Genomic DNA, 13120 nt, shown 5'->3' with positions numbered 1-13120 from the left:
CCATCGGCGCCTCCCGCGCGGAGCAGGCGCGCACTTCCATGCTGTGATGGAGTGAGCCCTGGCGCAGGGCCAAGTGACCCTCGTACTCGTACTTGCCTGCACCAGGGTTCAAACAAACGCTATTATTATGATAGCTATCAGCGCTTTATTCATAAGCGCTAGAGGCACTTTTCACCATATTTCTGTGCTCTTTACGCACTGGCACCACAGGCCTCGGATTTGCCCCAAACCGTTCGGGCTGAGCTTTTCGAAGCCAGGGCGTTTTTCGCGACAGCCCCTCTACAGGTTCAGGGCGAACGGTCTATCTGAGGCAGGCACTACTCAGGCGCCCTGCCAACGCCCCCACACAGGCTACTGCGCTACAAACCCGCTGGTCTTGATGATCTTGGCCCAAGCCTCCGTGTAGGCTTGCTGACGGGTGGCCAGTTGCTGGGGCGACATGTGGCCCACCGTGAGGCCCATGGCTGTCAAATGGTCGCGCACCTCGGGCATGGCAACAACCTTGGCCATGGCGGTGGAGAAGTCGGTGATGAACTTCTGTGGCGTGCCTGCGGGTGCGTAGATGCCGTAGTACGGCAGGTCTTCAAACCCCTTGAGGCCCATCTCGTCAAACGTGGGCACATCCGGCATGGCCGCCTGGCGCTTGGTGCCCAGCACGCCGACCACCCGCACCTTGCCGGCTTTGTGGTTCTCGATGAAGTCCTGCACCGACGCCACCCCTGCACCGATCTGGTTGCCCAGCATGTCGGCCATCATGGGCGCGCTGCCCCGGTACGGTGCTGAAACCAGGTCGAGCTGGTACTTCTGCCCGATCAGCTTGACCAAAAATTCTGGCGTGGACGCAGGCGCCGGAATGCCCACCGCGCCTTTGCCGCTGCCCGTGGTTTTGACCCAGCTCACATAGTCGGTGAACGACTTGGCCGGGGTGCCGCCCGACACCGCAAACGCATTCACAAAGGTGGCAAAACCCACCACGGGCACAAAGTCGCGCACCGGGTCAAAGCCCGGGTTCTTCACCACCTGGGGCAGGATGGAGATGGTGTGGTCGTGGGTGATAAACAGCGTGGTGCCATCGGGCGCTGCGGCTTTGAGCGCCTGCGCGGCGATCTGGCCGCCCGCGCCGGGCCGGTTTTCGACCACCACGGGCACGCCCAGCTCGTCCTTGAGTTTTTCGCTCAGGGTGCGGGCAATGGCGTCTGACCCGCCCCCGGGCGGAAAGCCCACCAGCAAGCGGATCGGTTTACCCGACTGAGCGCTGGCCAACCCCACCGCCAGCGCGGCCCCCAGAAAGGCACTGGTTCGCAAGAGGCGGGACAGCAGACTGCGGCGCGATGGGGTCATGGCAAAAGCTCCAAATGGGATGTGCTCAAAGCGGCGCAAGAATCAGGCCAACCGCAGCCGGTGGCGTGCCAACTGATTGCGCACCTGCGCAGGCGCCGTGCCCCCCAGCGTGTTGCGCGCGTTGAGCGATCCACGCAGGCTCAGGCACTCGTACACATCCTTCTCGATCTGCGGGTGAAAGCCCTGCAGCACGGCCAAAGGCAGCTCGGACAAATCACACGCGTGGGTGGTGGCCGCCTTGACGGCGTGGGCCACGGTTTCGTGCGCGTCACGGAATGGCAGGCCCTTTTTCACCAGGTAATCGGCCAGGTCGGTGGCAGTGGCGTAGCCCTTGAGCGCGGCCTGCTCCATGGCGGGCGCGTTGACGGTGATGCCGCCTTCCTTTTTGCCCGTGGCGGGGTTCAGTTGGCCGCCCACCATTTCGGCAAAGATGCGCAGCGTGTCCTTGAGCGTGTCCACCGTGTCGAACAACGGCTCCTTGTCTTCCTGGTTGTCCTTGTTGTAGGCCAGGGGCTGGCCCTTCATCAGGGTGATCAGGCCCATCAGGTGGCCGACCACGCGGCCGGTCTTGCCACGCGCCAGTTCGGGCACGTCAGGGTTTTTCTTCTGCGGCATGATCGACGAGCCCGTGGTGAAGCGGTCGGCGATCTTGATGAAGCCGAAGTTCTGGCTCATCCAGATGATGAGTTCTTCCGACAGGCGGCTCACGTGCACCATGCACAGGCTGGCGGCGGCGGTGAATTCGATGGCGAAGTCGCGGTCGCTCACGGCGTCCAGGCTGTTCTGGCAGACCATGGGAGCCCCATGGGCATCGACCATGCCCAGCGTGCGCGCCACGCGCTCGCGGTCCAGCGGGTAGGTGGTGCCAGCCAGCGCGGCAGCGCCCAGGGGCAGCACGTTGGTGCGGCGGCGCACGTCGGCCATGCGGTCCGCGTCGCGCGCAAACATTTCTACATAGGCGAGCATGTGGTGGCCAAAGCTCACGGGCTGGGCCACCTGCAGGTGGGTAAAGCCGGGCAGGATCACCTCGACGTTCTGCTCGGCCACGTCGACCAGCGACACCTGCAGCTCTTTCAGCAGATCGCCAATCAGGTCGATCTCGCCGCGCAGCCACAGGCGCACATCGGTGGCCACCTGGTCGTTGCGGCTGCGGCCGGTGTGCAGGCGCTTGCCCGCATCACCCACCAGTTGGGTCAGGCGCGCCTCGATGTTCAGGTGCACGTCTTCCAGGTCCAGCTTCCATTCAAAGGCGCCGGATTCGATCTCGGAGGTGATCTGCGCCATGCCGCGCTGGATGCTGGCGTGGTCTTCAGCACCGATGATGCCCTGGGCGGCCAGCATGTCGGCGTGCGCCAGGCTGCCCGCAATGTCGGCCTGCCACAGGCGCTTGTCGAAGAACACGCTGGAGGTGTAGCGCTTGACCAGATCGCTCATGGGCTCGGAAAACAGCGCAGACCAAGCCTGGGACTTGGTGTCAAGCTGGTTGTGGGATGGCGCAGACGCCGCGCTGGTGGCTTGGGCTTTGGACATAGGAGGGCAATAATCCGGAGGTTCAGACACCCGGACTGCCCGGATGCCGCAATGCAAAACACCCAAATTTTATCGACCCAGCCAGCGCTGCCGGATTCCGCCCCTCCAGAAGGGTCTGCGCGCAGCGTGCGGGCCGCCGCTGGCGGAGGACCCGGCGGCCAGCCGCCCCGGGGCCGCGCGCTGGTGTTTGATGCCTGCCAGGTGGGCGTGGTGCTGCGGGCCGTGCTGTTTGTGGAGCTGGTCTTGGGCGTGGGCGCCATGTTTGGCAGCAACAGCCCCGTCGAATGGCTGGCCAGCCTGGCACTGCTGACCGGCGGCGCTTTGCCTGCCACGCTGGTGTGGCTGATCACCGCCTGCAGCCTCAAAACCGTGCTGCAGCGCCTGTCCATGGTGCAGCAGTACGCAGCCGGTGTGGTGCTGGGGGCGTTGGCCGGTGCCTATGCCTGCGCCATGCTGGCGCTGGTGGGCATTTCGGCGTCCCCGCCGTGGTTGGCCAGTGCCGCCACCGGCGCGCTGCTGGCCGCCATGCTGGTGGCCGCGCTGGTGCTGCGGGCACGCGGGCGCACGCCAGCGGCCACCACCGCGCGGCTGACCGAGCTGCAGTCGCGCATCCGCCCGCACTTTTTGTTCAACACCCTCAACAGCGCCATCGCTTTGGTGCGCGAAGAACCGGCCAAAGCCGAGTCGCTGCTGGAAGACCTCTCCGATCTGTTTCGCCACGCGCTCATCGAGCAGGGAGAGTCGGTGACGCTGGCCGAGGAGATCACCCTGGCGCGCCGCTACCTGGCCATCGAGCAGGTGCGCTTTGGCGAGCGCCTGCAGGTGCAGTGGAACCTGGACCCCCGCACCGACAGCGCGCGCCTGCCCCCACTGCTGCTGCAGCCGCTGGTGGAAAACGCCGTCAAACATGGCGTAGAGCCCAGCGCCCGCGGCGGCAGGCTGCGCGTGCTGACCGAGCTGCGCGGCAGCCGCGTGGTGGTGCGCATCACCAACACGCTGCCGCCCAAGGAGGGCAAAAACGGCAAAGGCGAAGAGCACTCCACCAAGGGCCACGGCATCGCGCTGGCCAACGTGCGCGCCCGGCTGGCGCTGCTGCACGACGTGCAGGGCGAATTCACCGCCGGGGTGCAAGACGGCCTCTACCAGGTGCGCATCACCTTGCCTTTGGCAGACCGCAAGCCCCCCGCACCCGCCCCCGGCCGATCCCGCGACCCGCGAACCGGCAGCCCCAATCGCCGCAGCGACACCCCCCGCCGAAGCGCCGTCGCCCCAGAAGCCAACCACCCCACCGACCATGAACATCCTCATCGTTGACGACGAAGCCCTGGCCCGCAGCCGCCTGCGCACTTTGCTGTCTGACTGCTCGGACACCCACCGCACCACGGTGGCAGAGGCCTCCAACGCCGCCGAGACCATGGCGCTGCTCGGCCCCACGGGTGGGCGCGGGTTTGACCTGGTGCTGCTGGACATCCACATGCCCGGGCAAGACGGCCTGGCCCTGGCCCACACGCTGCAGACGCTGCCGCAGCCCCCGGCCGTGGTGTTTGTGACGGCCCACGCCGACCACGCCGTGAGCGCGTTCGAGCTGGATGCCGTGGACTACCTCACCAAACCCGTGCGCCGCGAACGCCTGCAGCAGGCGCTGGCCAAGGTGCAGCGCGGCAGCCGTGCGCCGCTGCCCACCAGCGCCCCCAGCGCGCAAGACGGCGACACCCTGCTGATCCAGGACCGGGGCCGCACCGAGCGCCTGCCGCTGGCCGAGGTGCTGTACTTCAAGGCCGAACAAAAGTACGTGACCGTGCGCACCGCCACACGCAGCTACATCATGGATGGCGCGCTGAGCGACCTGGAAACCCGCTTTGCGCCGCGCTTCATGCGCATCCACCGCAACGCCCTGGTGGCCCGCCGCGCCGTGCGCGCGCTGGAAAAACACTACGACCCTGAAGAGGGCGAGGGCTGGGCTGTGCGGTTGCAGGGGTCGACCGAGCTGCTGCTCGTGTCGCGCCGCCAAGTGGCGGCGGTGCGGGAAGAACTGGCGCGGTAACAACCACGTTTCTGAGGATACAGAGGACGGGCTCGGCTGTTTCCTCCACCCCGCTTGCCAAGGTGCGGCTTGCCGCCTCTCAAATTTCAAGCCATTTTGGCCTCTAGCGCTTATCCATCAAGCGCTAGTAGCTATAAATTAAATAGCAAACAATCCCACCCACTCAATGCGCGTGGGCTGCGCCGCTGACCAGCGTGACCACCACCATGCCCGCCACCAGCCAGGCAATCTGCGCCACGGTTTCGCGCGCTGTCAGGCGTTTTTGCAGCTGGGGGATCAGATCGGCCAGCGCGACGTAGATGAAGCTGCTGGAGGCCACGGCCAGGAAGTACGGAAGAAAGTCCTCCAGCTGGCCCACCAGAAAGTAGCCCAGCACCCCGCCCAACGCCGTCACGGCACCGGCCATGGACACCTTGAGCAACGCCATGCGCCGGTTGGGACTGCTTTGGCGCAGCACCACCAGGTCGCCCATGTGGTGCGGCACCTCGTGCGCCAGCACCGATACGGCGGCGATCACGCCCAGGCGGATGTCGGCCATGAAGGCCGATGCGATGAGAATGCCGTCGCCAAAACAATGCACGCTGTCGCCGGTCAGCACGGCCCAGCCGCCCGCGCGCGGGCCATGGTGGTGATGGTGCGCGTGGCCGTGGTCATGTCCGTCATGGGCATGTCCGTGGTCGTGCCCTTGCACGGGCGCCACAGGCTCGGCGTGGCTGTGTTCATGCCCGTGGTGCCACAGTTCGGCCTTGTCCAGCAGGAAGAAAAACACCACGCCCACCAGCAAGGTGGCAAACAGGTCGTGGGCGCTGGCCTGGCTTTCAAACGCCTCGGGCAGCAGGTGCATAAAGGCCGTGGCCAACAAGGCGCCCGCCGCCAGGCTCAGCAGGTGCTGGGGGCCCACGCTGCCAGACCGCCCGCCCAGGCCCAGACGCATCAGCAGAGCGGCCAGCCAGACGCTGCCAATACCGGCGGCCAGAGTGGCCAGGATGATTGCTACCAAAGTCATAGCTTCTTGCGCTTTATAGATAAGCCTTGGAGGCTGTTTTTATTCATATTTTCGTTTCCCTCACCACACCCGCCACAGAACCAAAAAAAGCCGCCCCACGGTGCGGGGCGGCTGCGGGCGGCGCACTTGCCGCCAGACCGGTATCGCAAAGTCGAAATCGTCAGACCACGCCGTGTTTTTTGAACCAGTCCAGCGCCCGCTTCCAGCCGTCGTCGGCCGCTTCTTTGCGATAGCTGGCACGGTAGTCGGCATGGAAAGCATGGGGCGCGTCGGGGTACACCACAAATTCCGAAGCCTTGGCCTGTGGTGACCCACCGGCCAGGGCAGCTTTCATCTTATCAACCGTGTCAAGGGGGATGCCGGTGTCTTTTTCGCCATACAGGCCGAGCACGGGCGCCTTGAGGATGGGCGCGATGTCCACGGGGTGTTTGGGCGTCAGTTCGCTCGTCTGCCCCACCAGGCGGCCATACCAGGCCACGCCGGCCTTGACCGGGCCGTGCGCGGCGTACAGCCACGTGATGCGGCCACCCCAGCAAAAGCCGGTGATGCCCACGCGCGCGGCGTCGCCGCCATTGGCAGCGGCCCACGCCACGGCGGCGTCCAGATCGGCCATCACCTGGGCATCGGGCACCTTGGACACCAGCTCGGCCTGCAGCTTGGCGATTTCGGTGTAGCTGGCCGGGTCACCCTGGCGGGCATACAACTGGGGCGCAATGGCCAGATAGCCCGCCTTGGCGAAGCGGCGGCAGGTGTCGGCGATGTATTCGTGCACACCAAAAATTTCCTGGATCACCAGAATGACCGGAAGGCCCGTTTTGCCTGCAGGTGCTGCGCGGTAGGCGGGCACCTTGAAGCCGTTGACGGTGAAACTCACCTCTCCGGCGGTCAGTCCGTCGGCGGGTGTGGCAATGGCCGTCTGGGCCATGACAGGCGCTGCGGCAGCGGCGTACCCAAGGCCCAGCGCGGCTTGCAGCGCCGTGCGGCGGGTGGCGCCCGCTTCGGTGGTGCGGCCGGGCACCAAAGCTATGGTGTCGGAATGCAGGTCGTCATTGAGCATCGGGTTTCTCCAGCAAAAAGAGGGGTGGAACGGCAGACGGGCAGGAACGAACCGCAGTCTAGGCCGTTTGCGCCTTCCCGGCATTTCCGGATATGAGAAATCAGATACCGCTGCTAGACTTTCTGACAACCTGTTCAAGGAACGAGCGCTCCTTGCGGCGTTTTGCACCACAGCGGTGCCAACAAGGCGGCAGACCCTCTGTAAAAAAAGACCGGCGACCGCCACTTAGGGATGCCCCACACGATGAACTCCAGCCCACACCGCGAGCACCCTCTGGCACTGCCAGTGGTGGCGCTTTGCGGCACGGGGGGGCTGGGGCTGCTGGTGTGGGCGCTGGCCAGCCAAGCGCTGGAACCCACCGCCCGCACGGCGGTGGCTGCAGCGGGCCTGGGGCTGGGGGTGATGGCCGTTTTGTGGTGGCGGCTGTCACAGCAAGCCGCCGCCCTTCACGCAGCCGCCAGCACTGCGCAGCACGAAGCCCAACGGGCGACCACGCAGCTGTCTGCCACCCTCAACATCCTGCCGGACGGGCTGGCCATCTACGACGCAGAAGATCGCCTGGTGTTGTGCAACGCCCAGTACCGCGAAGTGGTCGCTGGCACCACGATGCCGGTGGAATACGGCATGCGGTTTGAAGACGTGCTGCGCCAGGCGGCAGATTCGGGCGAAATCACCGCGGCGCAGCAGGACACCGAAACCTGGCTGGCGGGCCGCATGGCCCGGCACCGCTCCCCGGCTGGGCCCGAAGTGCAGGAAGTGCGCGGCGACCGCTGGATGCACATCACCGAACGCCACCTGGAAGGCGGCGGCGTGGTGGTGCTGCGGTCCGACATCACCGACACCGTGCACAAGGAGCGCGCGCTGAAACAAGCGCTGGACGACGCCGGGCGTGCCGAACGCCGCCTGCGCGAGGCGGTGGACGCCATGCCTGCGGGCCTCGACATTTATGACGAGCACGACCGCCTGGTGCTGTGCAACAGCTTCATGGCCAACCTGCGCCCGCACCTGCCGGTGCACACATCGCTGGGCAAGACGTATGAGGAGCTGCTGCACGAAGGCCTGAAACACGGCATTCCCGAAGAAGCGCGCGGACAGGAAGCGCTGTGGCTGGCCCACGAGATGGCCCTGCGCGGCCACCGCCCTGGCCCCGAGGTGCGCCACTACCCCAACGGCGCATGGATGCACATGCACGAAAGCCGCACACCGTCCGGCATGACGGTGGTGGTGCGGCTGGACATCAGCGACCTGATCGAGCAGCGCCAAAAGGTAGAAGAAGCTCGCCAGGAAAGCCAGCGCATCCGCCAGTTGCTGGAGCGCGCGGTCGAGGCCCTGCCCGTCAGCATCGAGATCTTTGACGAACAGGACCGGCTGGTGCTCTACAACCAGCAGCTGTCCCGCATGTACCCGCACATGGACTACGCGGAACACCTGGGCAAACACTTTGCCGACATCCTGCGGCACTCGGTGAAACAGGGGCTGGTCCCTTCAGCCCATGGGCGTGAGGAGGCCTGGATTGCCGAGCGCCTGTCAGAGCACGGCAGCCGTACCTCCAACCTGGTGCAGCGGCTGGCCGACGGGCGCTGGATCAACATCTACGAAACCCGCACGCCAGAAAACTACGTGGTGGCGGTGCGCCTCGATATCACCGACCTCATCGAGCAGCGCCAGGCGCTGGAGGCCGCACAGGACGCCGCCCAGCAGGCGCGCCAGTTGCTGCAGGACGCGGTGGAGTCGCTGCCCGAAGGTTTTGCGCTGTTTGATGCCGACGACAAACTGGTGGTGTGCAACGGCCAGTACCGCCGCCTGTACCCCATCTCGGCCCCCATGATCGTGCCGGGCAGCACGTTTGAGCAGATTGCGCGCTATGGCGCCGAGCGCGGGCAGTACCTGGACGCAGTGGGCAACGAAGAGCAGTGGCTGGCCCAGCGCGTGGCCGACCACCACGCCGCCCAGCATTCGGTGCTGCAACGCCTGACCGATGGCCGGTGGGTGCAGGCTGACGAGCGCCGCACGCCCCAGGGCGGCATTGCCGGTGTGCGCACCGACGTGACCCAGCTGGTGCGCAAAGAGCAGGAGCTGGCGGCTGCCAACGCCCAGCTCGCGCTGCTGTCCACCACCGATGGCGTGACCGGCATTGGCAACCGCCGCCGATTTGACGAACGGCTGGCCACCGAATGGCTGCGCTGTGGCCGCCACCTCATGCCGCTGTCGGTCATCCTCATCGACATCGACCACTTCAAACTCTACAACGACCACTATGGCCACCTGGCGGGCGATGAATGCCTGCGCCGCGTGGCGCAACTGCTGCAAAGCATGACCCGCCGGGCCGACGAGGTGGCCGCCCGCTACGGGGGTGAAGAGTTTGTCCTGCTGCTGCCCGACGTGACGCTGGCGGACGCCGTGGTTGTCGCGCAGCGCTGCATGGACAACCTGCGCGACGCCGCCCTGCCGCACCCGCGCTCCCCCACGGCACCGGTGTTAACGCTCAGCATGGGTATTGCCAGTGTGATGCCCCGTGCGGGCACCGGGTCTGACACACTGGTGCAGGCAGCCGATGCAGCCCTGTACCGCGCCAAGAACGGCGGACGCAACCGCTTTGAGGTGTTTGAACCCGCAGACTAGATAGAACCGTGGGGTGCATCGGTTACTACCAAAAGAATAGCTATCATCGCTTACTGCATAAGCGCTAGCGGCCATTTTCACTTGATTATCTACCTGCCTCAGATTTGCCCCAAAACCGTTCGGGCTGAGCTTATCGAAGCCAGGGCGCTTTTTGCGAACAGCCCTTCGACAGGCTCAGGGCGAACGGCCTGTCTGAGGCAGGTAGCCCATCGGCCATTTGGACTAAAACTTATCAGCCAACAGGCACGGCACACCGTGGGCAAGCACACACCTGCCGCTGCCCTTGCGCCCCGCCCCACCGAAAAGCCCCACCCCGTTTGCACGAGGCATTGCACATGAACATTCTGTTGACCGGATCCACCGGCTTTGTCGGCCACACCGTGGCCGCGGCCCTGACCCGAGCGGGCCACACCGTGCGCGGCGGCGTATCGCCCCGGCAGCGCACCGTGCTGCCAACACACGTATCCATGGACTTTGCGCGCGACACCACCCCCGACCTGTGGCTGCCCCGCCTCGTGGGCATTGACGCCGTGGTCAACGCCGTGGGCGTGTTGCGCGACAGCAGCGCGCGGCCCATCGACGCGGTGCACCAGCACACGCCCACCGCCCTGTTCACCGCCTGCGCCCAAGCGGGCGTCAAGCGCGTGGTGCACATCTCGGCGCTGGGCATTGAAGGCAGCAGCACCCGCTACGCCAGCACCAAACGCGCTGCCGACGCGCACCTGCTGGGGCTGGCCGCACAGGGCGCGTTGAGCGCTGCCGTGCTGCGGCCCAGCGTGGTGTTTGGCAAAGGCGGCGACAGCAGCGCGCTGTTCATGAACCTAGCGCGCCTGCCGGTGGCGCTGTTCCCCGGCCCCATGCTCACCGCGCGGGTGCAACCGGTGTCGGTGCACGACCTGGCCGACGCCATCGTCGCGTTGCTGGGCCAGGCGATGGAAATCAAGGGCGTCATCGAATGCGCAGGCCCCGAGGCACTGACCATGGGCGATTTCATCGCCAGCCTGCGCCAGCAACTGGGCAGCCGCCCCGCCCACGTGCTGCGCCTGCCCGACCCGCTGACGCACCTGAGCGCCCGCCTGGGCGACGCCGTGCCCGGTGTGCCCTGGTGTACCGAAACCTTGAGCATGCTGGGCAGCGACAACGTGGGCAACCCCGCGGTGTTCGAGCAGTTGCTGGGGCGCCAGGGCGTGCACTACAGCCAGCTGGTGGCCACGGCCTGGCGTTGAAGTGGCGAGTGGGGTTTCGCGGTGCAATGCACGCCTCGCAATGAGACGGTTTGAAGTCAACAAGACTTGATTGGCTACATGCCTCAGATTGGCCTCAACCCGTCCGGGCTGAGCTTGTCGAAGCCAGGGCGCTTTTTGCGAACAGCCCTTCGACAGGCTCAGGGCGAACGGTTATCTGAGGCAGCCGAAAAATCAGGTGTTTTTGGCCTCTAGCGCTTATCTAATAAGCGCTAGAAGCTATTTATTTAATAGCAAATAACACACCAACCCCGTCCAATCCACCGTCCCGAACATCCGGTGATGCACTGCGCACACCAGCGCTACAGCGACATCGAAGGCCGCTGCGCCATCGCCGCGCGCCAACGCAAGAGGTGCGGGTGCTGCTCACCCGGCTTTTGCTTGACCACGCGCGCAAAGTCCACTGCCACCACGGCCGTGATGTCGGCCACGCTGAAGCGGTCGGAGGCGATGAAGTCGCGGTCGGCCAGGCGCTCGTTGAGCAGGTTAAAGAACTGCCCCACCCGCACCAGCCCGCGCTCGGCCAGGGCCGGTATTTGTGGGTAGTCCACCGCGCCCGGCAAAGCACGATTGGCCATGGCGGGCGCGCTGTTGCGCAGTGCCTCGGCAATGGCCAGCAAGCCCTCGAACTCCATGCGCCAGTTCCAGCTAGCGATCTCGGCCTTTTCGGCAGGCGTCTCGCCCAGCAGTGCCGGTTGCGGATACCGCGCCTCCACATACGCAGCAATGGCCGCGTTGTCGGTCAGCAGCAAACCCTCGTCCGTGCGCAGCGCGGGCACCGTGCACTGCGGGTTGATCTGGCGGTAGGCGTCGCCCAGTTGCTCGCCGCTGCGCAGGTCCACCTGCACGGTGTCGTGGGCAATGCCTTTTTCTGCCAGCAGGATGCGCGCACGGCGCGGGCTGGGCGCGGTGGTGCAGTCGTACAAGGTGATCATGGCGGCGTCCTGCGGTAAAACGCTCACGGGGCGGGTGACGAAGCCGACGCAGCAGCGTCCAGCTTGTCCTGAGTTTTGGTGTCAAAGTCGCTGGCCTCGTGCCGCTCGCGCAACTGGCTGGCCGGGTCGCCATTGACGCGATTCACCTTGCGCCCCCGCTGCACCGCCGGGCGCTTGGCCACCTGCTCGGCCCAGCGCACCACATGCGTGTACTCGTGCACCTGCAAAAACTCGCCAGCGCCATAGGCCTGGCCCTTCACCAGCAAGCCATACCAGGGCCAGATGGCGATGTCCGCCACCGTGTATTCGCTACCCGTCACAAACTCGTTGACGGCCAGGCGCTGGTTGAGCACATCGAGCTGGCGCTTGACCTCCATCGCATACCGGTTGATCGGGTATTCGTACTTCTCAGGTGCGTAGGCATAAAAGTGCCCAAACCCGCCTCCCAGAAACGGCGCGCTGCCCATCTGCCAGAACAGCCACGACAGACACTCGGCCCGCGCCGCACCGCTGGTGGGCAAAAAGGCGCTACCGAACTTTTCTGCCAGGTACATCAGGATGGCGCCGGATTCGAACACACGCACCGGGTTGGCCGCATCGCTGCGGTCCAACAGCGCAGGGATCTTCGAGTTGGGGTTGACCGAAACAAACCCGCTACCGAACTGCGCACCCTCGTTGATGCGAATCAGCCACGCGTCGTACTCCGCCCCGCTGTGGCCCAGCGCCAGCAGCTCTTCCAGCATGACGGTCACCTTGACGCCGTTGGGCGTGCCCAGCGAATACAGCTGCAGCGGGTGGCGGCCCACGGGCAATTCCTTGTCGTGCGTGGCGCCAGCAATGGGACGGTTGATGTTGGCGAACTGACCGCCGTTTTCCTTGTTCCATTGCCAGATGGCGGGCGGGGTGTAGGGGGTGGGATGGGTCATGGGAGGGGCACCAAATAGAGGGTGAAAAAGAGCGCGAAACGAGAGGGTGAAGCGGATGCCGCAATGGCGCCTCAAGGCGAAAAAAGTGTAGCGACGGAGCAAGGCGGCGTCTGTCAAAGCCCATCAAACCCTTTTACTGCTCAGGTGATGCGCGTACTCCGGTGGGCCATCTTGCGCATGGCTCGCATTTCATAGCCATAAACAACCATTCCCGCCACAGACATGATCCGGCCCAGAAAAACGGCATTCGGTTCCTACCTCATGCCAAAAACGTGGGTAAACCCTGAAGCAATCAGGCTGCATTGTTTCCAAAACTGGAACAGTTAGTTTGCAACCGAGTGGTTTTTCTTTGAACACCAGCGGCGTACAGTTCAACCCATCGATGAGCCGAACCCGCAAGGCGACTCACCGAACC

At 65.3% G+C, this 13120-nt stretch carries 10 protein-coding genes; 4 read left to right on the top strand and 6 right to left on the bottom strand.

From position 1 onward, the window contains the following. Positions 1-351 precede the first annotated feature (351 nt). A complete protein-coding gene (locus tag ACK41V_RS22045) occupies positions 352-1341 on the bottom strand; it encodes a Bug family tripartite tricarboxylate transporter substrate binding protein (RefSeq protein ID WP_409785598.1) in 990 nt (329 codons plus the stop codon). A gap of 42 nt (positions 1342-1383) precedes the next feature. After that, positions 1384-2871 carry an argininosuccinate lyase gene (gene argH, locus ACK41V_RS22040; protein ID WP_409785596.1) on the bottom strand — a complete coding sequence of 496 codons (1488 nt, stop codon included), beginning with the start codon at positions 2869-2871 and terminating at the stop codon, positions 1384-1386. 51 nt (positions 2872-2922) lie between these two features. On the opposite strand from argH, the gene ACK41V_RS22035 reads away from it, so the two are divergent. Together ACK41V_RS22035 and ACK41V_RS22030 are read left to right on the top strand one after the other, a co-directional pair. Next, positions 2923-4185 (top strand): sensor histidine kinase, encoded by a 1263-nt coding sequence (locus ACK41V_RS22035; RefSeq protein ID WP_409785595.1) that lies wholly within the window; start codon positions 2923-2925, stop codon positions 4183-4185. Continuing rightward, on the top strand, positions 4166-4915 hold the full coding sequence (locus ACK41V_RS22030; RefSeq protein WP_409785593.1) for a LytR/AlgR family response regulator transcription factor: 750 nt from the start codon (positions 4166-4168) through the stop codon (positions 4913-4915). The genes ACK41V_RS22035 and ACK41V_RS22030 overlap by 20 nt, the downstream gene beginning before the upstream one ends. A 163-nt stretch (positions 4916-5078) precedes the next feature. Here ACK41V_RS22030 and ACK41V_RS22025 read toward each other — a convergent pair whose 3' ends face one another. Both ACK41V_RS22025 and ACK41V_RS22020 read right to left on the bottom strand, forming a co-directional pair. Beyond that, positions 5079-5921, bottom strand: coding sequence for a ZIP family metal transporter (locus ACK41V_RS22025; RefSeq protein WP_409785591.1), 843 nt, complete (start codon positions 5919-5921; stop codon positions 5079-5081). A gap of 160 nt (positions 5922-6081) precedes the next feature. Beyond that, the gene (locus ACK41V_RS22020; protein WP_409785590.1) at positions 6082-6978 is read right to left on the bottom strand and encodes a dienelactone hydrolase family protein; all 897 of its coding nucleotides are present in this window, start codon (positions 6976-6978) and stop codon (positions 6082-6084) included. Positions 6979-7221: 243 nt separating this feature from the next. Here ACK41V_RS22020 and ACK41V_RS22015 point away from each other — a divergent pair, with 243 nt between their 5' ends. Next, on the top strand, positions 7222-9600 hold the full coding sequence (locus ACK41V_RS22015; RefSeq protein ID WP_409785589.1) for a PAS-domain containing protein: 2379 nt from the start codon (positions 7222-7224) through the stop codon (positions 9598-9600). Positions 9601-9935: 335 nt separating this feature from the next. Next, entirely contained in the window at positions 9936-10826 is an 891-nt protein-coding gene (locus tag ACK41V_RS22010) for an NAD-dependent epimerase/dehydratase family protein (protein ID WP_409785588.1), read from the top strand. Positions 10827-11146: 320 nt separating this feature from the next. Here the strand turns inward: ACK41V_RS22010 and ACK41V_RS22005 are convergent, their stop codons facing one another. Both ACK41V_RS22005 and yghU read right to left on the bottom strand, forming a co-directional pair. After that, positions 11147-11779, bottom strand: a complete 633-nt coding sequence (locus tag ACK41V_RS22005; protein ID WP_409785587.1) for a glutathione S-transferase family protein — start codon at positions 11777-11779, stop codon at positions 11147-11149. 23 nt (positions 11780-11802) lie between these two features. Further along, positions 11803-12705: a glutathione-dependent disulfide-bond oxidoreductase gene (yghU, locus tag ACK41V_RS22000; RefSeq protein WP_409785586.1), complete on the bottom strand. Its 903-nt coding sequence runs from the start codon at positions 12703-12705 to the stop codon at positions 11803-11805. Positions 12706-13120 lie beyond the last annotated feature (415 nt).

Origin of the sequence: Acidovorax sp., from assembly GCF_046291265.1 — a bacterium.
GTDB lineage: Bacteria > Pseudomonadota > Gammaproteobacteria > Burkholderiales > Burkholderiaceae_C > Acidovorax.
This window is presented reverse-complemented; position numbering and strand designations above follow the sequence as displayed.